The sequence below is a fragment of the Kitasatospora sp. NPDC001159 genome (genome assembly GCF_053598235.1).
The window spans coordinates 78,547-102,164 of record NZ_JBSFJV010000018.1; the positions used below are offsets into that span (position 1 = coordinate 78,547).

A 23,618-nucleotide genomic window follows, 5' to 3' on the forward strand; every position below is an offset into this window, starting at 1 on the left:
TCGTTCCCCGCTCTGTTCCACGGACCGGACGGTGTTCGTACACCAGTTCACCGGGGCCCCGCGCCCCCGGCCACCGGGCTGGGCCGTCCGGGGCATGCGGGAGCAGAAGTGGAAAGGGGATCGTCACACCGGGATGGCCGTCTGCCGGGCGGCGAGGAGGTGCCAGAACCGGGGGGTGAGGGGCGCGGCAGGGGTGCGGGGGCCGCTGGGGGTGCCCCAGTGGGTGGGGGACGTGGTGTTCCTGCTGGAGGACGGGGAGGACGGCGGCCAGGTCGGGTTCGGGGACGGGGACCCGGACCAGACGCACGCCCTCGGCGACCTGTTCCGGGGTCAGGTCGAGACCGACCCGGTGGGCGCGGGCGGCCTCGGGTGAGAACGGCACCGGGGGCGGGGCGGCGACGGGGGCCTTTCTGCGGCGCACGACACCGAACGGTAGGTGCGGCCCTCGGCGCGCCCCAGCCGCCGAACACGCGAAGCGCAGCTGACGAGGCCTCCACCGCGCTGGGCGATCGCACAGCACGACACCCGGTACACCGTGTGACCAACCCCTCCGTGACCTCGGTTGACGCGCGGATCGGCCGCGTGATGGGATCCTTGGGCCAAACGGAGGCATGGAGAGGAAGCCGGTGCGAGTCCGGCGCGGTCCCGCCACTGTCACCGGGGAGCACGCTCGGAAGGTGCCACGGCGGGCCGTCAGTCATTGCTGGCAGGCTGCTGGAAGGCTCCGGGGGTGCGTCCGACCCGGAAGCCAGGAGACTCTCGCCCCCGGTACGTCGATCCAGGGCGCGGACCCTGAGTGAGGACACGCACGCGATGCAGGCTGCCCCGCCCCGTCCGGCTCCGAGCTGCCCGCCGCCGTGCGCCCGCTGACCCGCGCCGCCGCCTTCGCGCTGGGCGCCGTGGCGGGCTACGCCGCCGACGCCCGCTTCGCCGACCCCCGCCGCGGCCACCCGGTCGCCCTCTTCGGCACCGCCGCGACCCGCCTGGAGCGCCGCCTGTGGCGCGACGACCGCGCGGCCGGGACTGCGTACACGGCGCTGTGCGTGGGCGCGGTCGCGGCCGGCGCGCTGGCCCTGGACCGTACGGTGGGCCGCCGTCCGCTGGGCCGGGCGGCACTGGCCGCGGCGGCGACCTGGACGGTGCTCGGCGGCACCTCGCTGACCCGGGAGGCGCGCACCATCGGCCGCTCGCTCGCCGCAGGCGATCTGACGGCCGCCCGGGAGCGGCTGCCGCACCTGTGCGGGCGGGACCCGAGCGCGCTGGACGGGCAGCAGATCGCCCGCGCGGTGGTCGAGTCGGTGGCCGAGAACACCGCCGACGCCGTGGTGAACGCGCTGGCCTGGGGCGCTCTGGCGGGCACGCCGGGGCTGCTGGTCTTCCGCGCGGTGAACACCCTGGACGCCATGGTGGGCCACCGTTCGCCCCGCTACGCCCGCTTCGGCTGGGCCTCGGCCCGGCTGGACGACGTCGCCGGCTGGCCCGGCGCCCGGCTGACCGCGCTGCTGACGGTGGCCGCCGCGCCCGAACCCCGTACCGCCTGGCGGGTCTGGCGCCGGGACGGCTCCGCGCACCCGAGCCCGAACGCGGGCCAGGCCGAGTCGGCCTTCGCCGGCGCGGTGGGCGTACGCCTGGGCGGGACGCTCCGGTACCCGCACGAGCCGAAGGGCGCGCCGGAGCCGAAAGCGACGAGCGACAGGCGACCGACGCAGGAGGGAGCGTCGGAGCGAGGAACGTCGGCTCCGGGTCAGGAGCGCCCGGAGGCGAGTGCGGAGCCACGCGAGCGGGTGGAGCACCGGCCGGTGCTGGGCGAGGAGTTGCGGCCGGTGACGGTGGACGACATCGAGCGGGCCTGCACGCTGTCCCGGCGGGTGGGCGCGCTGGCGCTGGGTACGACGGTCGCGGGCCACGTCCTGCTGCGGCTTCTTATGCGAAGGGGTAGGGCGTGAGCGAGCGTAGCGAGCGAACCATCGACAGGTGCGGATTGTGCGAAGTGCCTGCCGAGCGGAGCGAGGTGGGCGGATGAGGAACGCGCTGCTGGTCGCCGGGACGACCTCGGACGCGGGCAAGAGCGTGGTGACGGCCGGGATCTGCCGCTGGCTGGCCCGCCAGGGCGTGCACGTCGCGCCGTTCAAGGCGCAGAACATGTCGCTGAACTCCTTCGTCACCACCGACGGCGCCGAGATCGGCCGCGCCCAGGCGATGCAGGCGCAGGCCGCCCGGGTGGAGCCGGAGGCGGCGATGAACCCGGTGCTGCTCAAGCCCGGCGCGGACGGCCGCAGCCAGGTGGTACTGCTCGGCAAGCCGGTGGCCGAGGTCGGCGCACTGGACTACCGCGAGCGCAAGCCCGTCCTGCTGGAACGTGCCCTGGAGTGCCTGGCGGACCTGCGCCGCCGCTTCGACGTGGTCGTCTGCGAGGGCGCCGGCTCGCCCGCCGAGATCAACCTGCGCGACCGCGACATCGCCAACATGGGCCTGGCCACCGCGGCCGGGCTGCCCGTCGTGGTGGTCGGCGACATCGACCGCGGCGGGGTGTTCGCGGCGATGTACGGGACGCTGGCGCTGCTGTCGGCCGAGGACCAGCGGCACGTGGCCGGCTGGTTCGTCAACAAGTTCCGCGGCGACGCGCGGCTGCTGGCGCCCGGGCTGGAGATGCTGCACGGGCTGACCGGCCGTCCGGTGCTGGGCACGCTGCCGATGCTGCCGGGGCTGTGGCTGGACGCCGAGGACTCGCTCGACCTGTCGACGGTGGTGGACCGGGTGGACGGCCGCGGACCGCTCGGGGCGGACGTGCTGCGGGTGGCCGTGGTGCGCTTCCCCCGGCTGTCCAACTTCACCGATGTGGACGCGCTGGCGCAGGAGCCGGGCGTGCTGGTCCGCTGGGCGACCCGGCCCGAGGAGCTGGCCGACGCCGACCTGGTCGTGCTGCCCGGTACCCGGGCCACCGTGGCGGACCTCGCCTGGCTGCGCGAACGCGGCCTGGAGCCGGCGCTGAAGGCGCGGGCGGCGGCCGGGCTGCCGATCCTCGGGGTCTGCGGCGGGTACCAGATGCTGGCGCGCTCGATCGACGACGAGGTGGAGTCCGGGGCGGGCGTCGTCGACGGACTCGGGCTGCTGCCGACCCGGGTGCGCTTCGGCGCCGAGAAGGTGCTCGCCCGGCCGGTCGGCCAGGCGTACGGGCAGCGGGTCGAGGGCTACGAGATCCACCACGGGGTGATCGCGGTCGAGGGCGGGGACGGGTTCATCTCCGATGACACCGGGCAGAGCCTGGACGGCTGCCGGGTCGGCTCGGTCTGGGGCACCACCTGGCACGGCGCGTTGGAGAACGACGGCTTCCGCCGCGAACTCCTGCGCGAGATCGCCGAGTTGGCGGGCCGCGCATTCGTGCCGGCGCCGGACACCTGCTTCGCCGACGCGCGCGAGGCCCGGTTGGACCGGCTGGGCGACCTGATCGAGGAGCACGCGGACACCGACGCGTTGTGGAAGCTGATCGAGGGCGGGGTGCCGGCGGCCGGATCGCTGCCGTTCCTGGCCCCCGGAGCACCTGGGAGTGACGCATGACCGACGTCCGCTATCCGTTCACCGCGATCGTCGGCATGGCCGACCTTCGGCTCGGGCTGCTGCTGAACGCGGTCTCCCCGGCCGTGGGCGGCGTGCTCGTGCGCGGCGAGAAGGGCACCGCGAAGTCGACCATGGTGCGCGCGCTGGCCGGGCTGCTGCCCTCCATCGCCACCGTGGACGGCTGCCGCTTCGCCTGCGACCCGGCCGCGCCGGACCCGCAGTGCCCGGACGGGCCGCACACCGATCCGTCCGCTTCGCGACACCCCTCCCAGCTGGTCGAGTTGCCGGTCGGCGTGGCCGAGGACCGGATCGTCGGCTCGCTCGACCTGGAGCGGGCGCTCGCCGAGGGCGTCAAGGCGTACGAGCCCGGACTGCTCGCCAAGGCGCACCGTGGGGTGCTCTACATCGACGAGGTGAACCTGCTCCAGGACCACGTCGTGGACCTGCTGCTGGACGCCGCCGCGATGGGCCGCTCGTACGTGGAGCGCGAGGGCGTGTCGGTGCGGCACGCGGCGCGCTTCCTGCTGGTCGGCACCATGAACCCGGAGGAGGGCGAGCTGCGACCGCAGCTGCTCGACCGCTTCGGCCTCACCGTCGAGATCGCCGCCACCCGGGACCCGGCCGAGCGCGCCGAGGTGGTCCGCCGCCGGCTCGGGTACGACGCGGACCCGGCCGGCTTCGCGGCGCGGTTCGCGGCGGAGGAGCGGGAGCTCGCCGAACACATCACCGCCGCCCGGGAGTTGCTGCCCAAGGTCGAGCTGACGGATGTGGCGCTGCGTCAGATCACCGCCGTCTGCGCGGCGTTCGAGGTGGACGGGCTGCGCGCCGACATCGTGATGGCCCGCACGGCGGTCGCACTGGCCGCCTGGGCGGGACGGACCGAGGTGCTGGAGGAGGACGTCCGCAAGGCCGCCCAGCTGGCCCTGCCGCACCGGCGGCGTCGCAACCCCTTCGACGCTCCGGGGCTGGACGAGGAGCAGTTGGACCGGACGCTGGAGGAGCACGCGCAGCCGGACGCCCCGGAGCCCGAGGGTGACGGCCCGGGTGACGGCCCGGGTCCGGACGGCGGTCCCGACGGCGACGGACCGGACGGGGGCGGCCCCGACGGCGGTGGCGCGCCCGAGCCGTTCGACGGCGGCCCGGAGGCAGCCGCTTCCGGCACTGCCGCGGACACCCCTTCGAACGCTTCGGACGTGTCGGACGCTTCGGACGCCGAGGCGCCCGCGCAGCCGCCCGTACCGGCCCAACACCCCTCCCCCTCCCGGGAGTCGGCACCGGTCGCTGCCGGCGATCCGTACCGGACCCGGCTGTTCACCGTACGGGGCACCGGCCACGGCGCCCAGGGCCGCCGCTCCCCCGCCGAGACCTCCGGCGGGCACACCATCCGCGCCCGGCGGCCGCAGGGCACGCTCAGCCGACTGCACCTCACCGCCACCCTGCAGGCCGCCGCGCCGCACCAGGTGGCGCGCGGGCGGGACGGCCGGGCGCTGGTGCTGCACAAGGACGACTTCCGCGAACAGGTGCGCCAGGGGCGGGAGTCCAACCTGGTGCTGTTCGTCGTGGACGCCTCCGGCTCGATGGCGGCCAGGCAGCGGATGACCGCCGTCAAGGGCGCGGTGCTGTCGCTGCTGATGGACGCGTACCAGCGCCGCGACAAGATCGGCATGATCACCTTCCGGGGCGCCGGCGCCGAGCTGGCGCTGCCGCCCACCTCCTCGGTCGAGGTCGGCGCGGCCCGGCTGGAGTCGCTGCCCACCGGCGGGCGGACCCCGCTGGCCGCGGGCCTGCTGCGGGCGCACGAGGTGCTGCGGGTGGAGCGGCTGCGCGACCCGAACCGGCGCCCGCTGCTGGTCGTGGTGACCGACGGCCGGGCCACCGGCGGGCGGGACGCGCTCGCCCGGTCGCACCGCGCGGCCGCGCTGTTCGCCGCCCAGGGCACCGCGAGCGTGGTGCTGGACTGCGAGTCCGGACCGGTCCGGCTGGGCCTGGCCCGTACGCTGGCCGGGCTGCTCCGCGGCAGCGCCGTCAGCCTGGACGAACTGCGCGCCGAGGGCGTGGCCTCGCTCGTCCGCGAGAACCGCTCCGCGAACCGGCCTGCGAACCGTTCCGAGAACCGTGCAACCACCGCGATGCGAAAGGCGGCCTGAGCCGACATGCCCAAGGGTGTTCCCGAAAGCGTTCCCGACGACGGCCTGACGACACGTCAGCGCCGTACCCTGCCGATCACCGCCGTGCACACCGGCCCCGGCAAGGGCAAGTCCACGGCCGCGTTCGGCATGGCGCTGCGGGCCTGGAACCAGGGCTGGTCGGTCGGGGTGTTCCAGTTCGTGAAGTCCGCCAAGTGGAAGGTCGGCGAGGAGAACGCGCTGCGCGTCCTCGGCGCCTCCGGCGAGGGCGGCACCGTCGACTGGCACAAGATGGGCTCCGGCTGGTCCTGGATCCAGCGCTCCTCCGAGATGGAGATGGACAGCGAGGCGGCCGCCAAGGAGGGCTGGGAGCAGGTCAAGCGCGACCTCGTGGCCGAGACCTACCGCTTCTACGTGCTGGACGAGTTCACCTACCCGATGCACTGGGGGTGGATCGACCCGGAGGAGGTGGTCTCCGTGCTGAAGGACCGCCCGGGCAGCCAGCACGTCGTGATCACCGGCCGGTACGCGCCCGAGCCGCTGACCGAATTCGCCGACCTGGTCACCGAGATGACCAAGGTCAAGCACCCCATGGACGCCGGCCGCAAGGGCCAGCGCGGTATCGAGTGGTGAGCCTGCGCCCGTGACCATCCCCCGCCTCGTCGTCGCCGCGCCCTCCTCGGGCGCGGGCAAGACCACCGTCGCCACCGGCCTGATCGCGGCGCTCGCCGCGCGCGGGCTGGCGGTCTCCCCGCACAAGGTCGGCCCGGACTACATCGACCCGGGCTACCACGGGCTCGCCGCCGGGCGCCCGGGCCGCAACCTGGACGCCTTCCTGTGCGGGCCGGAGCGGATCGCGCCGCTGTTCCTGCACGGCGCGGCGGGGGCGGACGTCGCGGTGGTCGAGGGGGTCATGGGCCTGTTCGACGGAGCCTCCGGACGCGGGGAGCTGGCGTCCACGGCGCACGTCGCCAAGCTGCTGCGGGCGCCCGTGGTGCTGGTGGTGGACGGCTCCTCGCAGTCCCGGTCGGTGGCCGCGCTGGTGCACGGCTTCGCCTCCTGGGACCCGGAGGTCCGCCTGGCCGGGGTGATCCTCAACCGGGTCGCCTCCGACCGGCACGAGCAACTCCTGCGCGAGGCCCTGGAGGAGGGCTCCGGCGTCCCGGTGCTGGGCGCGCTGCGCCGCTCGGCGGCGGTCGCCACGCCGTCCCGGCACCTCGGGCTGATCCCCGCGGTGGAGCGCTCGGCGGAGGCGCTGAAGGCGGTCGCGGACATGGGCGAGCTGGTCGCCTCCTCGGTCGACCTGGACGCCCTGCTGGAACTCGCCCGCACGGCGCCGGATCTGGACGCCGAGCCGTGGGACCCGTCCACCGAGGTCGCACCGGTGGCCGGGCGGCCGCGGATCGCGGTGGCGGGCGGCGCGGCGTTCTCCTTCTCCTACGCCGAGAACGCCGAACTGCTCGGCGCGGCGGGTGCCGAGGTGCTCCCGTTCGACCCGCTGCACGCCTCCGAGCTGCCCGAGGGGACGGCCGGTCTGGTCATCGGCGGCGGCTTCCCGGAGCTGTACGTAAGGGAGTTGAGTGGGAACGCCGAACTGCGCGGGGCCATCGCCCGGTTCGCCGCCTCGGGAGGTCCGATCGCCGCCGAGTGCGCCGGACTGCTGTACCTAGGGCGGGAGTTGGACGGCCTGCCGATGTGCGGGGTGCTGGACACCGCGTCCCGGATGACCGAACGGCTCACCCTCGGCTACCGGGAGGCCGTCGCCCTGCACGACTCCCCGCTCGCCCCGGCCGGCACCCGGCTGCGCGGGCACGAGTTCCACCGGACGGTCTGCGAGCCGGGCGCGGGCGAACTCCCCGCCTGGGGTTGGCACCTGCCGACCGGCCCGCGCACCGAGGGCTTCACGGGTGGCACTGTGCACGCCTCCTACCTGCACCTGCACTGGGCCGGCGCCCCCACGCTGGCCTCCTCGTTCGCGGCCTCGGCGGCGGCCTACCGGGCGGGCCGGTAATCCGGCTGCTTCGCCGAGCGCCCGCCCCTACGATGCGCGCATGCATGTGATCGTCCTCAACGGAGGCTCCAGCTCCGGCAAGTCGAGCATCGCCCGCCACCTGCAGGAGCTGCTGCCTGAGCCGTGGCTGCACCTCGGCGCGGACACCATGGTCTCCGCGCTGCCACCGCGGCTGCTGGCCGGCGGCGAGGGCATCGGCGGGCTGGAGGACGGGAACGGCACGGTCGAGGTCGGGCCGGCCTTCGCCGCGCTGGACGCTGCCTGGACGGTCGGGGTCGCGGCGATGGCACGGACCGGGGCGCGGATCGTGGTGGACGAGGTGTTCCTCGGCGGGGCCGCCTCGCAGCAGCGCTGGCGGACGGCGCTGGAGGGCCTGGACGTGCTCTGGGTCGGCGTGCGCTGCGCCCCGGCGGTGGCCGCCGCCCGGGAGGCCGCACGCGGCGACCGGGTCGCCGGGATGGCCGCCGCGCAGGCCGAGTCGGTACACCGGGGCGTCTCGTACGACCTGGTCGTGGACACTTCGCAGGCCTCGGCGGACGAGTGCGCCCGACTGATCATCGATCGGGTGACCGCGGTGGAGTGATCCCTACTCGGACGACCGCGCCGCGTTGAGCCCCGCCGGGTGACCGCGCCGCGTTGAGCCCCGCGCGGCCGCCCTCCTGCGGTTGGTCGCCGAGGCGGGGATGGCGGAGAAGGCGCTCGCCCTGCACGCGGAGGCGCACCGGGCCTGCTTCATCGCCGACTCGGTCAACTTCCCGGTGCGGCACGAGCCCGAGGTGACGGTCGCGGGCCGGGAGTAGCGAACCCGCGGGCCGGGGCTACAGCGCGAGGGTCTGCCAGCCCCGGGTGATCTGGTCGTGGACGCCCGCGGGGTCCGGCGCCGTCGGCTGGGCCGCCGCCAGCGCCGCCAGCAGGGCGGTGCCGTCCGCCGGGCGCTGCACCGGGTCCAGGGCCACGGCGCGGGTGACGACCGCGGCGAGCGCCGGGTCGAGGGCCTGGACCGCCGCCAGCGCGGCCGGTTCGGGCCCGGTCTCCACGATCCGGCGGATCACCGCGCCCGTACTGGTCGCCGCGAACGGGCTGGCGCCGTGCGCCGCGCACACCACGCAGCACGCCCAGGCCCACACGTCGGCGGCCGTGCCGACCCGCTCGTCGCCGAACTGCTCCGGCGCCATGTACGTCAGGGTGCCCGGCCCGCCGCCGGCGGCGGTGAGCCGGGTGCCGTCCACGATCGCCGCGATGCCGAAGTCCAGCAGGCGCGGGCCGGCCGTGGTCAGCATGATGTTGGCGGGCTTGAGGTCCCGGTGGACCAGCCCGAGTCGGTGCACCCCGGACAGCGCCACTGCCAGTGCCAGCGCGAGGGCGCGCAGCGCCTCGGCGGAGCGGATCGGCCCCTGCTCGCGCAGGTGGACGTCCAGCGGGCGGCCGTCCAGCAACTCCATGGCCAGGTACGGGCGTCCGGCGTCCACGCCCGCGTCGAGCACCCGGGCGGTGTAGGCGCCGGGGACCATGGCCAGCACCTCGGACTCTCGCTGGAAGCGGCGCAACAGCTCGGCGTCGTCGAGGAGTTCAAGGTTGATGGTCTTCAGGGCGACCTGGGTCGCGGAGCCCTGGCGCTGGGCGAGGTAGACCGTGCCCATGCCGCCGGAGCCGATCCGGCCGAGGAACTGGTAGCCGCCGATGGTCGGACACCACCGATCCGGCGGAGGCGCTCGCCGCCATCTGCCGGGAGTTCGGGGTGGCCGCTGCCCCGCTGAGCTGAGCCGGACCGGATGTCAGTGCTGGTTGCGATGATGGCCGGCATGACTGACTCCAGCCGGGCCATTGCCGACTACTGGAACGCGGCTTCGTCGGGTTTCGACGACGAGCCGGATCACGGGTTGCGGACGGCACCGACGCGGCAGGCGTGGGCGCGGCGGGTGCGGGGATGGCTGCCGTCGGCGCCTGCGGATGTGCTTGATGCCGGGTGCGGGACGGGCTCGTTGGCGGTGCTCGCCGCAGCCGACGGGCATCGGGTGACCGGGGTGGATCTGGCGCCGCAGATGGTGGAGCGGGCCAGGGAGAAGGCAGCGGCCGCCGGGGTGGCGGGGCGGTTCCTGGTGGGTGACGCGGGTGCACCTCCGTTTCAGGACGGGAGCTTCGACGTGCTGCTCTGCCGCCATCTGATCTGGACGCTCCCCGACCCCGAACAGGCCCTGCGCTCCTGGGTCCAGCTGCTCCGGCCCGGCGGGCGGCTGGCGCTGATCGAGGGGCGGTGGCGCGAGGCGGGCGAGCAGGCGGCCCCGTACGTCGCGGGAGCGGAGCACCTGCCGTGGGGCGGCGGCGTCGGGGCGGAGGAACTCACGGCAGCGGTAAGCCCGTTGGTGACGGAGCTGCGCATCGAGCCGCTCAGCGGGGACGCGGCGCTGTGGGGAGGCCCGGTGCACGACGAGCGCTACGCGCTGATCGCCCAGCTCTGACCCGCGCCTTGGGCACCGAGGGTGCCGCTGAGCGGGTCGGCGCGTAAGCAGGCGGCGCAGCGGAGGCGCGTGTAGATCGCCACCGTGCCCATGCAGACGTCCTCGCGGCCGTCCAGCGGGGACTTCGAATCGGCCAGCTTTCCGCAGTCCAGGCAGCGGCGGCGGGGGCGGGCGGCGACGGAGCAGGCGCGGCAGACCAGGTGAGTCGTGACCCGCAGGGGCTCCACGAGCAGTCCTCGCACGGGCACGAGGTCCGCCGTGGCGGAGCGGTGGTGACGGAGCCGGAGAACGAGGTGCTACCCGGGCCCGATTCGCCGACGAGCACGGCTTCCGTCCAGCCCTCGGGCGCCTTGGCCACGATGCCTTCGGCGATCTGTCGCGCTGCCTGCTCGATCATTGCCCTGCCCCCTCGTACCGGTGGTACTGCCGGACAGCATGGCACGTGGCACTGACAGCGGCTCAGCCGAGGAGCGGTTCGGTGTCGCGGTGGGCAACGAGGAGTTTGCGTAGCAGGGTGTCGAGTTGGGCGCGCTCATCGGTGTCGAGTGCGGTGAGGATGCGCTCCTCGTTCTCCAGGTGGCCGGGCAGGATGGCGTCGATCAGTTCCTTGCCGGCCGGGGTGAGGCGGACCAGGACGGCGCGGCGGTCGTCCGGGCAGGGGTTGCGTTCGACCAGGCCCTTGGCGGAGAGCTTGTCGACCCGGTTGGTGATGGCGCCGGAGGTGACCATGGCGGACTTGAGCAGGGCGCGGGCGTTGAGCTCGTAGGGCTCGCCGGAGCGGCGCAGGGTGGCCAGGACGTCGAACTCGGAGGAGTCCAGGCCGCAGGTGGCGAAGTACTCGCGCAGGGCATTGTCGACCCTGACGTTCAGCCGCCGGAGCCGGCCGATCAGGGCCATGGCCTCCAGGTCCAGGCCGGGGTCGACCCTTCTCCACTGCTCGGCGATGTCGTCGACGGTGTCGCGCTGCTGCATGGTGGTCCGCCTCTCTACGGCCGGTCGCTGTCGTTGCAGATATCTTAACATTCACATACTTGACGTTCACTGATCTCTGGGCGTAGAAATATCTCAACGTTCAGATAATCAACGTTGAGGGGAACGCCATGGACCGCAAGCGCGCCGCGATCGCCGCCACCGCCGCACTCGCCCCGGCCGCCTGGGGCACCACCTACCTGGTCACCACCCAGCTGCTCCCCGAAGGCCGCCCGCTGCTGCTCGCCGCACTGCGGGCCCTGCCGGCCGGGCTGCTCCTGCTGCTGATCGGCCGCAAACTGCCCAAGGGGCGCTGGTGGGGGCGCGCGGCGGTGCTCGGGATGCTCAACATCGGACTGTTCTTCCCGCTGATGTTCGTCGGCGCGTACCGGCTGCCCGGCGGTGTCGCGGCCACCATCGGGGCGATCCAGCCGCTGCTCGTCGCCGGGTTCTCGATCGGGGTGCTCGGTGTCCGGCCCGGACGGCGGGCGCTGCTCGCCGGGCTGGTCGGGGTCGGCGGGGTGGCCCTGCTGGTGCTCAAGAGCGGGGCGAAGCTGGACGGCCTCGGGATCGCCGCGATGGTCGCGGGTATCGCGCTGATGGCCATGGGCACCGTGCTCACCCGCCGCTGGGGCCGCCCCGAGGGGGCGAGCCTGCTCGACCTCACCGCGTGGCAGCTGCTCGCCGGGTCGGTCTTCCTGGTCCCGCTGGCGGCACTGGTCGAGGGCGCGCCGCCGGCCCTGAGCGCCTCCAACCTGGCGGGCTTCGCCTACCTCGGGCTGTTCAGCACCGCGCTCGGGTACGTCCTGTGGTTCCGCGGCATCGAGCGCCTGGGCGCGGGGCCGACGTCCTTCCTGGGGCTGGTCAACCCGGTGGTGGCGACGGCCGGCGGACTGGTGGTCCTCGGCCAGACCCTGACCGGCTGGCAGCTGCTCGGCCTGCTGCTGGCGCTCGGCGCGATGCTGGTCGGGCAGGCCCCGAGCCGTCCGGCCGCCGCGGCGGGCCAGGCGCCCGCCCCCGCGCCCGTCTCCGCCCTCGCGCCCTCGTCCGAAGTACTGCGCGCGGCTCAGCCGGTGGCGCGGATGTAGATGTCGGCGGCGCCCGGCAGGCCGCCGGGGATGGTGGCGACGTAGATCCGGCGGGCGCCGGCCGGGTGGACGGGGACGGCGGAAGGGGTCCAGCCGGGGGTTGGGGTAGCCGTCCAGGTGGGTGTGGACGGCGGGGCCGGGGCCGGGGAGGGGCTGCCCTCCCCGGCCCCGGCCTTGGCGTCCGGCTCGGCCGAGGGCTCAGAGGGTTCATCGGACGCGTCGGCGTCGGCACTCGGGTCGGCGGAGCCGCCGTCCGCCAGCTGCGCCGCGATGGCGACGGGTGCGGAGGTGGTCTCGGACGGGGAAGCGACCGCCGACGGGGAGGCCGTGGCCGAAGAGGACGGCTCCGGCGACTCCGGCAGCTCCGGCGCCTCGGCTGGCTCGTCCCCGCCGAGTGCCGCCGCGAGGTCCGGCGGCAGCGGGGCGGCCGGCCCGGGCGCCGGGAGGTCGTAGGTCCGCAGGAAGTCCCCGAGCCCCGGGTCCTTCCCGCCCCCGAGCCGGTAGTGCAGGTAGGCGATCGGCGCCCCGTCCGACGTCCGGGTGTAGACCGTGCTGACCGGCACGTAGTACCGCCCCGCGCCCGGGTGCTGGGAGGGGTGGAGGCCGGCCAGGCGCTCGGCGCGGTCGCGGTCGGTTTCCCGGCCGACCTGGTCGGCGGTGAACGCGTTGACGCCGCGCACCACGAGGGCGGCGGCGACGGAAATGCCGAGCACCAGCCCGACGGCGACGGTGCGCCGCAGGACCGGGCGGCCGTGCAGGGCGGGCCAGGAGTCGGTCACCATGCGCTCGGGTGGGATGCCGTCCACGGTTTCTCGCTCCCCCGTTTCGATCAGGACGTTCGATCGGAATGTTCGATCAGGACGTCACATTCCCTCGACGTGGGACCGTAGCCCAGAGTTCCTCAGCCCAGGTAGGCGGGGGCGACCGCAGCCTTGGTGACCAGTCGGGCGCCGCCGGAGCCGTCCGCCGGGACGGTCCACAGGTCGGCGCCGTAGTCCCCGGGCAGGGCGTACAGCAGGGTGCCGTTGTCGGACCAGAGCGCCTGGTCGTCGATGTTGCGCTGCTCGGCCGTCGCGGTCTCGGTCATCGTGCCCAGGTCGAGGACGTACAGCCGCCAGGGGGAGTCGGCGGGCAGGCCGGGGACGCGCTTCTTGTACGCGATGTGGGTGCCGTCCGGCGAGAGCGAGGGGCACTCGACGTTGTCGTGCAGGGTGGTCAGGGTGCGGGCGGCGAGGTCGCCGCGGACCAGGTGGGTCTGCCCGCCGGTGGCCAGGGTGGCGTAGAAGGTGTTGTCGTCGGCGAAGGTGACGCCCCAGAGGTTGACGTCGTGCGCCTGGTACGGGTGGCCGTCCTTCACGACGGCGAAGTCCTCCAGGTTCTCCCGCAGGTTCCAGTCCCGCACGTCCACGATCGAGGTGCGGGTGGAGAAGTTGGTGCCCGCGTAGGAGTCGCCGCTGACGAAGACCGTCCAGGCGGCGAGGTGCCCGGACGGGGAGACCCGGGAGCGGGTGGGGATGCCGGCGGCGGGGAACGAGCGCCGCTCGTGCAGGTGGTCGTCCAGGATGACGGCGCGGTAGGTGTCCTCCAGCGCGCCGTGCTGGGCCTGCAGGCAGATGCCGGTGCCGGCGGCGGCGTGGAAGCGCAGGCACTGCGTGCCGGAGGCGGTGCGCGGGCCGTCCGGCCGGTCGGCGGGAACGGTGGTGATCTCGTCCCGGTGCGGGCCCCAGGCCATGTTGCGGAACAGCAACTGACGCCCGTTCGAGGAGACTTGAAGCGACACCACCCCCGGGTTGACGGCCGGTCCGCCGGCCTGGGTGCGGTCCCGCTCGGCGGTGCGGTCGGCGGCGTACAGGACGGCGCCGGTGCCGACCGCGCCGAGCACCAGGACGGCCACCAGCAGCACGATTAGCCTGGTCCGGTTCTGCAGGTTCAAGGACTCTCCTCAGCGGCAACGGGTTCGGACCTGCGCAGCACCACCGCCGCGCCGCCCACGCACAGCGCCAGCGCGCCCGCCGACCAGGCCAGCGCGCGGGGGCCGCCCACCGCGCTCCACAGCGCGCCGAACAGCAGCGAGCAGGCGAACCGGGCCAGCGCCTGCCCGGTGCCGACCAGGGCCAGCCCGGCGCCGCGCTGTTCGGCGGGCACCGTGTCGGCCGCGGCGGCGGCGAGCACCCCGTCGGTGGCGGCGTAGAAGGAGCCGTGCAGCACCAGGACGCCGATCACCGCCGTCAGCCCGCGCAGCGGGGACAGCAGCAGCCCGTACGCCAGCAGCAGCACCCCGTGCCCGAGCAGGAAGAGCCGGCGGCGGCCGATCCGGTCGGCGAGCGAGCCGAACGGGACGGCGAGCAGCAGGAAGGCGGCCGAGGTGCCGAGCGGCAGCAGCGGGAACAGGTTGACGGACAGGCCGAGTCGGCGCTGGACCAGCAGGTAGAGGAAGGAGTCGCTGACGGTGGTGAGCCCGAGCAGCACGGCACACAGGGTGAGCCGGCGCAGTCCGGGCAGACGCAGCAGGGTGAGGCTGTCGCGCAGCGAGGGGGCGGCGGTTGACGCCTCGTCCCCGCGTTGCCGGTTCGGTACGAACAGCAGCAGGATCAGCACGCCCAGCGCGGCGACGCAGGCGCTGACCGTGAACACGGCGTCGTAGCCGTGCCGTTCACCGCCGTCGGCGAGCAGCGGGCCGCCCGCGAGGCGCAGCACCAGGAAGGCGGTAAGCGGGCCGAGCAGGGCGCCGGCCGTGTCCATCGCCCGGTGCACGCCGAACGCCCGGCCGCGGTGGGCGGGTTCGGTGGCCAGTGAGATCATCGCGTCCCGGGGCGCGGTGCGCAGGCCCTTGCCGGTGCGGTCGACGGCGATGACGGCGCCGATCAACGGCACGGCGTGGACGAACAGCAGCAGCGGGCGGCACAGCGCGGACAGCCCGTACCCGACGGCCGCGACGACCTTGTGGCGGGCGGCCCCGTCGCGGCCGCGGCGGTCGGCGAGGTGGCCGCCGACGAGCCGGACCAGGGCGCTGAAGCCGTTCTGGATGCCGTCGAGCAGTCCGAAGCCGAGCGGAGACAGACCGAGTCCGGTGAGCAGGTAGAGCGGCAGGACGGCACTGACCATCTCGGAGGAGATGTCGGTGACCATGCTGACGGCGCCGAGGGCGATGACCGCCCCCGGCACGGCGCGCAGGGCGCCCCGCCGCACCGGGCCGGTGGCCGGTGCGACGGGGGCCTTGGAGCTGCGGGAGTCCGCGACGTACACGGGCGTCAGTTCCAGATGCCGGTGATGTCGGAGGCCCCGGCGGAGTTGCCGGCGTGGGCGTTGACGCCGGCCAGGTCCTCCAGGGTGTGCAGCACGTCGTAGTGGTTGTAGTTGGTGGCGGTGGAGCTGCCCGGGGCGACGTGGGCGCCGTAGACCAGGGTCGGGATGCGGTTGCCCGACAGCTTGTTGTCCTCGTCGAAGGTCACCACCAGCAGGCTGTTGTTGTTCTTGGCCCACTGGGCGTACGCGTCGAGGTTGGTCTGCAGCCAGGAGTCGCCGGTGCCCACCGAACAGTCGTGCATGTCGTCGCACAGGTCCGGGATGACGAAGGAGACCTTGGGCAGGGTGGTGAAGTCGGTCGGGAACGCGTCCATGCCGTAGGCGCTGGAGGTGGGCACGTTGCCGAAGCCGAACCACGGGTTGTGCTTCTGCGCGTAGTTGTCGACGCGGCAGTCGGTGGCGCCGGGGGCGGGCAGGCCCTCGTTGTAGCTGGCCCAGGTCTGGCCGGCGGCGAGCAGCTCGGAGGCCAGGTTCGGTTGCTGCAGCGCGCCGACGTCCACGCAGCTGTCGTCGACGATGCCCTGCGAGCTGCCGGAGAACAGCATGTAGTAGTTGGGCTGGCTGGGGTGGGTGAGCGCGTACGACTGGGTCAGCGTCGCGCCGCCGGCCGCCAGGGTGCCGTTGATGTACGGCGCCGCCGAGCTGCCGATGACCTGCGAGTACGCGTGGTTCTCCAGCATCACGACGATCACGTGGTCGGGCGAGGGCAGGCCGGCCGCGGTGTCGGCGGCCGCACTGCCGCCCGCGGCCCACAGGCCGAGCGAGCCGGCGACCAGGCCGAGGCCGGTGGCGATGGCGGTGAGCGGGCGGAGCTTGCGACGACGGGTGGGGCGCGGGCCGGCGGTGGGGGAGCCGGCGGAGCGGAGTCGTGCGAAGGCCATGGGGTCCTCCGTTTGTCGGGGCTTCCGGGGCGGGAGCGCCGAGAACAGTAGGATCGCGGCATGTCGTGTACCGCACAAGGGAAGTGAAGAACAGACGAACAGCTGCGACGCGCTCCCCGTACGAAGCAGCCGGGCCGGCGGCGGATGTCACACGCGCCGCGATTGACCCCTTCCGCCGCGCGTGGTGGGATCACGGGGGCCCGTCAACGTAGGGCCGGGGACGGCAAGGAGTGCGGTACGTGATCGGACTGGTCGCCATCTACGGGCCGGGCCGCCCGCTGACCGACGAGCTGCAGGCCCTCTGGCCGGAGAGCAGCTACGCCTACCGGGCCTCGCGCGGCAACTGCTTCCAGGGGCCGGAGGCGATGCACTTCGCCCTCAGTCGGCACCGGCAAGTGATCGCCGTCGGGTCGCTCGCCGTCGTCGTCGGGCTGCTGACCGACGACCGAGTGGACATTCCGCGCGGCGCCGAGGTGCTCTGCGTGGACCCGGGACGGCGCTGGGTGATCCCACTGACCCACACGGACTCGGCCGAGGAGCTGGCCCGTGAGGTGGCGGCCGCCCTCGGGGTCACCCCGGTGTTCACCGGCCCGCTGCCCGCCCCCGAGAACCCGCTCGACGTCCTGACATCGCACGCCGTGCGGTACTACCGGCCCGGCTCCGCCGCCACCGCGCGGGCGGCGGCGGAAGGCCGCCCGGTGCGGCTGGTCACCGACGTGCCGTACCCGCTGCCCGCGCTGCCCCCGAACATCCGGCCGGACGCGCCCGAGGACGCCCCCGTGCTGCGGATCACCGACCAGGAGGACCCGGGCGACAGCGACCTCCTGGTCGTCCCACGCACCCTGGTCGTCGGCATCGGCGCGGGCAGCGGCACCGAAGCGGCCGACGCGATGAAGCTGCTGATGGCCGTGCTCGCGGAGACCGGCCACCTCCGCTCGGCGATCGCCCGGGTGGCGACCGTGGCCGGCAAGGCGGACCACCCGGCGGTGCGCTGGGCCGCGCGCTGCCTGAACGTGCCGGTGGACGAGCACCCGGCTGATGAGCTGGCCCGGCTCACGGTGCCGAACCCCTCCGAGGCCGTCGGTACGGCGGTCGGCACCGCGAGCGTGGCCGAGGCCGCGGCGCTGGCGAGCTCGAACGGTGGTCAACTCGTGGTCGCCAAGCGGAAGTCGGCGACGGCGACGGTCGCGATCGCCCGGGCCGCGGTGCACGGGCGGCTGGCGCTGGTCGGCCTCGGGCCGGGGGCGCACGACCTGCTGGTGCCGCGCGCCCTGACGGAGCTGCGGCGCGCCTCGGCGGTGGTGGGCAGGCCGGAGGCGGTCGAGGCGGTGGCCGGGCTGCTCCGGCCGGGGACGCGGCAGGTCGCGGTGCCGGAGCCCGGGACGGTACGGAACGCCCGCGGGGTGGTACTGGACTGGGCCGGAGTCGCGACCGACGGCACCGGACAGGTGGTCGACCACACCGGAGCGGCCGTCACCCTGGCCGCCCACGGGCACGCCGTCGCGCTGGTCGCGCTCGGCGACGGCGCCGGGCTCGCCGTGCCGCCGGGCCCGTACGACGTCCACCGGGTGCCCGGCCTTCCCGTTGACCAGCAAGGAGCCTCCACGTGACCGCCCCCGAACCCGACCTGCGCCACCACGGCGACGCCGAGGTGCGCGCCGACGGCCGCGGACTGGTCGACCTCGCGGTCAACGTCCGCACCGGCACTCCCCCGGCCTGGCTGCGCGAGCACCTGTCCGCCACCCTCGGCGACCTCGCCGCCTACCCCGACCAGGGCGCCGCCCGCGCCGCGGTGGCCGCCCGGCACGGGCGCCCGGTCGAGGAGGTGCTGCTCACCTCGGGGGCGGCGGAGGCCTTCGTGCTGCTCGCCCGGGTGGTGACCGCCCGCCACATCACTGTGGTGCACCCCCAGTTCACCGAACCGGAGGCGGCGCTGCGGGACGCCGGGCACCGGGTGCACCGGGTGCTGCTCACCGCCGAGGACGGGTTCGGGCTCGGCGCCGTTCCCGAGGAGGCGGACCTGGTCGTCCTCGGCAACCCGACCAACCCGACCTCCGTGCTGCACCCCGCCGAGGCCGTCGCCGCGCTCGCCCGCCCCGGGCGCACCCTGGTGGTGGACGAGGCGTTCATGGACACCGTCCCGGGCGAGCGGGAGTCCCTGGCCCCGGCCCGGGACCTGCCCGGCCAGGTCGTCGTCCTGCGCAGCCTCACCAAGACCTGGGGCCTGGCCGGGCTGCGGATCGGCTACGTCCTCGGACCGGCGCCGCTGATCGCCGCCCTCGGCGCCGCTCAGCCGCTCTGGCCGGTCTCCACCCCCGCGCTGGCCGCCGCCGAGGTCTGCAGCGGCCCGGCCGCACTGGCCGAGGCGGAGCAGGCGGCCGCCGAACTGGCGCTGTGGCGGGCGTACTTGGTGAAGGGCCTGGCCGCCGTCCCGGGCCTGCGGATGTACGGCGAAGCGGCAGCCTCCTTCGTCCTGGTCCGGCTGCCGGGCGCGGCGGCCGTGCGCGAGCGGCTGCGCGAGCACGGCTTCGCCGTCCGGCGCGGGGACACCTTCCCCGGGCTCGGCGAGGACTGGCTGCGGATCGCCGTCCGGGACGAGGAGACCACCGACCGCTTCCTCAACGCCTTGGAGACGGTGCTCAGTTCAACCTGACACCGTTCAGCCTGACCCGGTCGCCGGGCTCGATCCGGCCGGGCGCCAGCACCTGCGCGTACACCCCGGCGCAGGGCAGCTCCGGCACGCCCTCCAGCGGGACCAGGCGGTTCCGCTCGGCCGGGATCCGCAGCGCCTCGGTGCGGCGGGGCAGCGGGCCGTGCCGCAGGGTGGGGACGGCGCAGCGCGGGGTGGGCGCCACGACGCGCAGCCGCAGCGCCCGGCCGATCGCCAACTCCCGCCCCACCCAGGCGTTCTCGACGAAGCCCTCGCCCTCGGTGCGGATCACCAGGTTCGGCCGGTAGCGCTCGGCCTCGACGCCGACGGCGTCGAGCGTGGAGCTGGTTATCAGGTGCAGCGGGGCGAAGTCGAAGAAGCCGCCATCCGGCGCGGCCCTGCCCAACTCATTGACGGTGACGGGCACTTCCGCCGCGATTCCGTGCGCCAGCACTTCCTCCGGCACGGCCCGCTCGACCGTCGCGCCGGGCGGGCGCTCGGCGATCAGGGCGAGCTTGCGGCCGAGTGCCTCGGACAGCTCCGCCTCGTCGGCGCTGCGTCCGTCCGGGCCGGTGATCGCCACCCCGCCGTCCGCCGCGGCCGCCGAGTACCGGAGCAGGCCGGCCCACAACCGGGGGTTCTTGGCGCTGGCCACCCGCCCGGTCTCCACGTCCAGCAGCGCCCGGCCACGGTCCCCGGCCAGGCCGCGCTCGTCCACCTCGACGACCGAAAGCTCCTCCCCCAGCAGCGACTTGACCGGATAGCGGCGCAGCCGCTCGACCCGTCCGATCAGCATTCCTCCGCCGCCCACTCCCGCAGCGCCGCGAAGTGCAGTTCCTGCAGGCCGACCCTGGGGTCGACCCAGAGCGGCAGCGCCTCGCCCGGATGGTTCGCCGCGATCCACTCGATGTCCTGCGGCCCGAGCTCGTCGTCCAGCCACACGAACGGCCGCCCGGCCGCCCAGGCGACCAGCTCCCTGGTCTTCCAGTGCAACCCGTCCGGTTGCTCCCGGAACACCTCCGTCCACGGTATGTACGGAAGTTCGGGCAGCCCGATCCGCGGCCCGATGAAGGTGTTCGCCTCGTCCATCCAGGTGGTCGCCCACACCAACTCGTACGGCAGCGCCAGCAACTCCGCCCCGTGCGCGGGATTCAGCCACACCCGCAACGGCTTCACCCGCTCCCGCGGCGTCGGCGCATTCCGCGCCACCCATGACTCGGGCAGCAACCGATGCGTGTCATACCCCAAGGGCCGACGCGTCTTCGGCGCGGCATAGGGGTTGAGCGGTCCGTCCACATCGAGGAGGAGCAGGGGCTGCTGGGTCATGCCGTGAATTGTCCGGCGACGACCGGTGATTGACCAGCGATTTGCGCGGTCACTCCCGGCTCCCGCCGCCGCCCACCACCCCGCACGTGCGACACAACGCCCGCAGGCCCTTCCCCGAGGGGGGAAGGGCCTGCGGGCGTGGGGGCCTCAGGGGCGGATCAGACCTGGCCGGCCTTCTCCAGGGCCTCGCAGCAGGTGTTGATCAGCAGGCGGGTGACGACGTAGGGGTCGACGTTGGCGTTCGGGCGGCGGTCCTCGATGTAGCCCTTCTTCTCCACCTCGACCTGCCACGGGATGCGGACCGAGGCACCGCGGTCGGAGACGCCGTAGCTGTAGACGTTCCACGGGGCGGTCTCGTGCTTGCCGGTCAGGCGGGACTGGATGTCGTCACCGTACTGGTTGACGTGCTCCAGCACCTTCTCCTGGGAGGCGCCGAGGGACTCGCAGGCGGTGATGATGGCGTCGTAGCCCTCGCGCATCGCCTTGGTGGAGAAGTTGGTGTGGGCACCCGCGCCGTTCCAGTCGCCACGGGCCGGCTTGGCGTCCAGGGTGGCGTCGATGCCGAACTCCTCGGCGGTGCGGTACAGCAGGTAGCGGGCGATCCACAGGTCGTCCGAGACGGTCAGCGCGTCGACCGGGCCGATCTGGAACTCCCACTGGCCGGGCATGACCTCGGCGTTGATGCCGCAGATGGCCAGGCCGGCGTCGATGCAGCGGTCCAGGTGCAGCTCGACGATCTCGCGGCCGAAGACCTCCTCGGCGCCGACACCGCAGTAGTAGCCGCCCTGCGGGGCCGGGAAGCCGCCCTCCGGGAAGCCGAGCGGGCGGGAGCCCTTGAAGAAGGTGTACTCCTGCTCGATGCCGAAGATCGACTCCTGCGCCGCGTACTTCTCGTCGACCTCACGCAGCAGGGCACGGCTGTTGGACTCGTGCGGGGTGCCGTCCGTCTCCAGGACCTCGCAGAGGACCAGGATGTTGTCGCCGCCGCGGATCGGGTCCTTGACGACCTTCACCGGCTCCAGCACGCGGTCCGAGGCGTGGCCCTCGGCCTGGTTGGTCGAGGAACCGTCGAAGCCCCAGGTCGGGATCTTGTCGGCGTTGGGCAGGACGCGAGTCTTGGAACGGAGCTTCGCGGTCGGCTTGGTGCCGTCGATCCAGATGTACTCGGCCTTGATTGCCACGGCGTGTCCCTCGCATTGCTGGGTGGTGAGTGCCCGCGTAGCGTCGCAAGCCGCCGTTTCCCGGTTGTTCCTCTCATGTAACGCGCATGTGAACCAACCGTCCGCGTTGGCACGGTCACGGTGCGGGAGTGCCGGGCACGGCACTCCCGCCCTCAAGGGTGCCTACGGGCTCAGTGCCGACGGGCGTGCGCAGCACGACGGCGCCGGGTGGCCCAGAGCGCGGCGGCCCCGCCCGCGACCAGCGCGGCGGCCCCGGCGGCCAGCGGACCGGTGGCGCTGCTGCCGCCCGTGGAGGCGAGCTTCTCCGGCTTCTCCGCCGCCGCCTGCGGCACGGCGGCCCGCGAGGTGGTGGTGTCGGCCACCGGCTGGGCGGAGGGCGCACTGGTGGGCGCGGCGCTCGGGGTGTCCGCAACAGAAGGAGTGGCCGACGGCGCGGAGGGCTTCTCACAGCTCACCGAGGCGACGGTGATCTTCCCGGTGACCTTGGCGACGTTCAGGTTCAGCGGGTTCACCTCCACCTGCACCTCAAGCGCGGAGGCGGCGGCGGTGGTCGTGGTGGTGGTCTTCTTGGAGAACTCCACCGACACGCTGCCGACCAGCGGCACGTCCACCTTGGTCGGACCGTACAGCCCGACCGTGACCGGCTTGCCCAGCACGCTCAGCTTGGCCGGCGCGACCACGTTCGCGGTCGGCTGCCCGTCGACCGGACAGGTCACCTCGGCGCTCATCGCCTCCAGGCCGAGCAGCGCGGTGGCGGGCAGGCCGGGGGCGTGCACGTCGGCGTTGACCAGCTTGACGGAGGCGGCGGTGCCCTTGGCGTCGGCGCGGGTGACGGACTTGCCGATGTCCGCCTTGACCAGCTCGACCGGGCCGGTCTGGTCGACCCCGTCCACTTTGGCGGTGAGCACCGAGCCGTCCCTCTGCTCCGGTGTCTCCACCTTGTTGAGCGCGATGTTCACCGGGACGTCCACCGCCTTGTTCAACAGGCTGACGTCCAGGTCGAGTTCGGCGGTGACGGCGCGCGCCTTGCCCACTGAGGGCGTGGGAGCCGGAGCGGCCTGGACGGGCGCGGTGGTGAGCAGTGTGCTCACCACCACGGCGGCGGATGCGGAAACGGTTCGGCGAGACTGCCGAGACGACATGGCGAAACCCCCACACGGCTGAAACGATGAGCCGCCAGTCTTCTCAAACGATCCGTCACCTGGGTAACGCAGAACGCCATTTCACTCGTTGGAGTGAGGTCGACGTTCTGTGCTGGCCGAACTCCGATCCGGAAGCGAGGGATTACGGTCGCAAAGCGCTACGGCAGCGCGGCCCTCACGGCAGCCGCCAGTCCACCGGCTGCGCCCCCTGCCGCACCAGCAGCTCGTTCGCCCGGCTGAACGGCCGGGAGCCGAAGAAGCCGCCGTTCGCCGAGTACGGGCTCGGGTGCGCCGACTCGATCGCCGGGACGTCCCCGAGTAGCGGCCGCAGGTTGCGGGCGTCGCGGCCCCACAGGATCGCCACCAGCGGGCCGCCGCGCGCCGCCAGCGCCCGGATCGCCTGCTCGGTGACCTCCTCCCAGCCCTTGCCCCGGTGCGCGGCCGGCTTGCGCGGCGCGGTGGTCAGCGCACGGTTGAGCAGCAGCACGCCCTGGTCGGTCCACGGGGTGAGGTCCCCGTTGGACGGCTGCGGCAGGCCGAGGTCGTTTCCGTACTCCTGGAAGATGTTGATCAGGCTCGCCGGGATCGGCCGCACCTCCGGCCCCACCGAGAAGCTGAGCCCCACGGCGTGGCCCGGGGTCGGGTACGGGTCCTGCCCGACGATCAGCACCCGCACGTCGGCGAAGGGCTGCTGGAAGGCCCGCAGCACGTTCGGGCCGGAGGGCAGGTAGGTACGGCCGGCGGCCAGTTCGGCGCGCAGGAAGTCGCCCATGGCGGCGACCCGCCCGGCGACCGGCTCCAGGGCGGTGGCCCAACCGGGCTCGACGATCTCGTTCAGTGGACGCGGTGCCATGGTGGCCACCCTATCGGCCTACACCGACAGCGCGTTCAGCGGATGATCATGTGAGCGAGAAGCCGAAC

Annotated in this window: 22 protein-coding genes and 1 riboswitch; of the genes, 11 read left to right on the forward strand and 11 right to left on the reverse strand. The window is 74.0% G+C overall.

The window, feature by feature from the left end; translation table 11 throughout:
* Window positions 1-175: 175 nt before the first annotated feature.
* The 7 genes from ACWC9T_RS12340 (at window position 176) to cpt (ending at window position 8,278) form a co-directional block, all read left to right on the forward strand.
* Window positions 176-373, forward strand: coding sequence for a hypothetical protein (locus ACWC9T_RS12340; RefSeq protein WP_449820979.1), 198 nt, complete (start codon window positions 176-178; stop codon window positions 371-373).
* A gap of 243 nt (window positions 374-616) precedes the next feature.
* A riboswitch (cobalamin riboswitch) is annotated at window positions 617-759 on the forward strand.
* Between the two features lie 98 nt (window positions 760-857).
* Window positions 858-1,946: a cobalamin biosynthesis protein gene (locus ACWC9T_RS12345; RefSeq protein ID WP_449820980.1), complete on the forward strand. Its 1,089-nt coding sequence runs from the start codon at window positions 858-860 to the stop codon at window positions 1,944-1,946.
* A gap of 73 nt (window positions 1,947-2,019) precedes the next feature.
* The gene (locus ACWC9T_RS12350; protein ID WP_449820981.1) at window positions 2,020-3,558 is read left to right on the forward strand and encodes a cobyric acid synthase; all 1,539 of its coding nucleotides are present in this window, start codon (window positions 2,020-2,022) and stop codon (window positions 3,556-3,558) included.
* Window positions 3,555-5,705 carry a putative cobaltochelatase gene (locus ACWC9T_RS12355; RefSeq protein WP_449820982.1) on the forward strand — a complete coding sequence of 717 codons (2,151 nt, stop codon included), beginning with the start codon at window positions 3,555-3,557 and terminating at the stop codon, window positions 5,703-5,705. The genes ACWC9T_RS12350 and ACWC9T_RS12355 overlap by 4 nt, the downstream gene beginning before the upstream one ends.
* A 6-nt stretch (window positions 5,706-5,711) precedes the next feature.
* On the forward strand, window positions 5,712-6,317 hold the full coding sequence (gene cobO / locus ACWC9T_RS12360; protein WP_449820983.1) for a cob(I)yrinic acid a,c-diamide adenosyltransferase: 606 nt from the start codon (window positions 5,712-5,714) through the stop codon (window positions 6,315-6,317).
* 10 nt (window positions 6,318-6,327) lie between these two features.
* The gene (locus ACWC9T_RS12365) at window positions 6,328-7,695 is read left to right on the forward strand and encodes a cobyrinate a,c-diamide synthase (protein WP_449820984.1); all 1,368 of its coding nucleotides are present in this window, start codon (window positions 6,328-6,330) and stop codon (window positions 7,693-7,695) included.
* Between the two features lie 40 nt (window positions 7,696-7,735).
* On the forward strand, window positions 7,736-8,278 hold the full coding sequence (gene cpt / locus ACWC9T_RS12370) for a chloramphenicol phosphotransferase CPT (RefSeq protein WP_449820985.1): 543 nt from the start codon (window positions 7,736-7,738) through the stop codon (window positions 8,276-8,278).
* 235 nt (window positions 8,279-8,513) lie between these two features.
* Here cpt and ACWC9T_RS12375 read toward each other — a convergent pair whose 3' ends face one another.
* Window positions 8,514-9,377, reverse strand: coding sequence for a serine/threonine-protein kinase (locus ACWC9T_RS12375; RefSeq protein ID WP_449821010.1), 864 nt, complete (start codon window positions 9,375-9,377; stop codon window positions 8,514-8,516).
* Between the two features lie 120 nt (window positions 9,378-9,497).
* On the opposite strand from ACWC9T_RS12375, the gene ACWC9T_RS12380 reads away from it, so the two are divergent.
* Window positions 9,498-10,154 (forward strand): class I SAM-dependent methyltransferase, encoded by a 657-nt coding sequence (locus ACWC9T_RS12380; protein ID WP_449821011.1) that lies wholly within the window; start codon window positions 9,498-9,500, stop codon window positions 10,152-10,154.
* Between the two features lie 459 nt (window positions 10,155-10,613).
* Here the strand turns inward: ACWC9T_RS12380 and ACWC9T_RS12385 are convergent, their stop codons facing one another.
* Window positions 10,614-11,126 (reverse strand): MarR family winged helix-turn-helix transcriptional regulator, encoded by a 513-nt coding sequence (locus tag ACWC9T_RS12385; RefSeq protein ID WP_449820986.1) that lies wholly within the window; start codon window positions 11,124-11,126, stop codon window positions 10,614-10,616.
* 128 nt (window positions 11,127-11,254) lie between these two features.
* Here ACWC9T_RS12385 and ACWC9T_RS12390 point away from each other — a divergent pair, with 128 nt between their 5' ends.
* On the forward strand, window positions 11,255-12,211 hold the full coding sequence (locus ACWC9T_RS12390) for an EamA family transporter (RefSeq protein ID WP_449820987.1): 957 nt from the start codon (window positions 11,255-11,257) through the stop codon (window positions 12,209-12,211).
* Here ACWC9T_RS12390 and ACWC9T_RS12395 read toward each other — a convergent pair.
* From ACWC9T_RS12395 to ACWC9T_RS12410, 4 genes are all read right to left on the reverse strand, one after another.
* On the reverse strand, window positions 12,190-13,017 hold the full coding sequence (locus ACWC9T_RS12395; RefSeq protein ID WP_449820988.1) for a hypothetical protein: 828 nt from the start codon (window positions 13,015-13,017) through the stop codon (window positions 12,190-12,192). The two genes, ACWC9T_RS12390 and ACWC9T_RS12395, sit on opposite strands and share 22 nt — an antisense overlap.
* A gap of 95 nt (window positions 13,018-13,112) precedes the next feature.
* Window positions 13,113-14,138, reverse strand: coding sequence for a TolB family protein (locus tag ACWC9T_RS12400; RefSeq protein WP_449821012.1), 1,026 nt, complete (start codon window positions 14,136-14,138; stop codon window positions 13,113-13,115).
* Window positions 14,139-14,140: 2 nt separating this feature from the next.
* Window positions 14,141-15,457 (reverse strand): MFS transporter, encoded by a 1,317-nt coding sequence (locus tag ACWC9T_RS12405; RefSeq protein WP_449820989.1) that lies wholly within the window; start codon window positions 15,455-15,457, stop codon window positions 14,141-14,143.
* Between the two features lie 5 nt (window positions 15,458-15,462).
* On the reverse strand, window positions 15,463-16,398 hold the full coding sequence (locus ACWC9T_RS12410) for an alkaline phosphatase family protein (protein WP_449820990.1): 936 nt from the start codon (window positions 16,396-16,398) through the stop codon (window positions 15,463-15,465).
* 239 nt (window positions 16,399-16,637) lie between these two features.
* Here ACWC9T_RS12410 and ACWC9T_RS12415 point away from each other — a divergent pair, with 239 nt between their 5' ends.
* Together ACWC9T_RS12415 and cobC are read left to right on the forward strand one after the other, a co-directional pair.
* Window positions 16,638-18,008, forward strand: a complete 1,371-nt coding sequence (locus tag ACWC9T_RS12415; protein WP_449820991.1) for a cobalamin biosynthesis protein — start codon at window positions 16,638-16,640, stop codon at window positions 18,006-18,008.
* Window positions 18,005-19,051, forward strand: coding sequence for an Rv2231c family pyridoxal phosphate-dependent protein CobC (gene cobC, locus ACWC9T_RS12420; RefSeq protein ID WP_449820992.1), 1,047 nt, complete (start codon window positions 18,005-18,007; stop codon window positions 19,049-19,051). The genes ACWC9T_RS12415 and cobC overlap by 4 nt, the downstream gene beginning before the upstream one ends.
* Here the strand turns inward: cobC and ACWC9T_RS12425 are convergent.
* The 5 genes from ACWC9T_RS12425 to ACWC9T_RS12445 all read right to left on the reverse strand — a co-directional run bounded on the left by ACWC9T_RS12425 (window position 19,038) and on the right by ACWC9T_RS12445 (window position 23,550).
* Complete coding sequence (locus tag ACWC9T_RS12425; protein ID WP_449820993.1) at window positions 19,038-19,844, reverse strand: MOSC domain-containing protein; 807 nt, start codon at window positions 19,842-19,844, stop codon at window positions 19,038-19,040. The genes cobC and ACWC9T_RS12425 overlap by 14 nt on opposite strands.
* Window positions 19,838-20,374 carry a hypothetical protein gene (locus ACWC9T_RS12430; RefSeq protein ID WP_449820994.1) on the reverse strand — a complete coding sequence of 179 codons (537 nt, stop codon included), beginning with the start codon at window positions 20,372-20,374 and terminating at the stop codon, window positions 19,838-19,840. The genes ACWC9T_RS12425 and ACWC9T_RS12430 overlap by 7 nt, the downstream gene beginning before the upstream one ends.
* A gap of 158 nt (window positions 20,375-20,532) precedes the next feature.
* Window positions 20,533-21,555 carry a glutamine synthetase gene (glnII, locus tag ACWC9T_RS12435; RefSeq protein ID WP_449820995.1) on the reverse strand — a complete coding sequence of 341 codons (1,023 nt, stop codon included), beginning with the start codon at window positions 21,553-21,555 and terminating at the stop codon, window positions 20,533-20,535.
* A 170-nt stretch (window positions 21,556-21,725) separates the two neighbouring features.
* Complete coding sequence (locus ACWC9T_RS12440; RefSeq protein ID WP_449820996.1) at window positions 21,726-22,697, reverse strand: SCO1860 family LAETG-anchored protein; 972 nt, start codon at window positions 22,695-22,697, stop codon at window positions 21,726-21,728.
* Between the two features lie 175 nt (window positions 22,698-22,872).
* Window positions 22,873-23,550: a uracil-DNA glycosylase gene (locus tag ACWC9T_RS12445; RefSeq protein WP_449820997.1), complete on the reverse strand. Its 678-nt coding sequence runs from the start codon at window positions 23,548-23,550 to the stop codon at window positions 22,873-22,875.
* Between the last annotated feature and the right edge of the window lie 68 nt (window positions 23,551-23,618).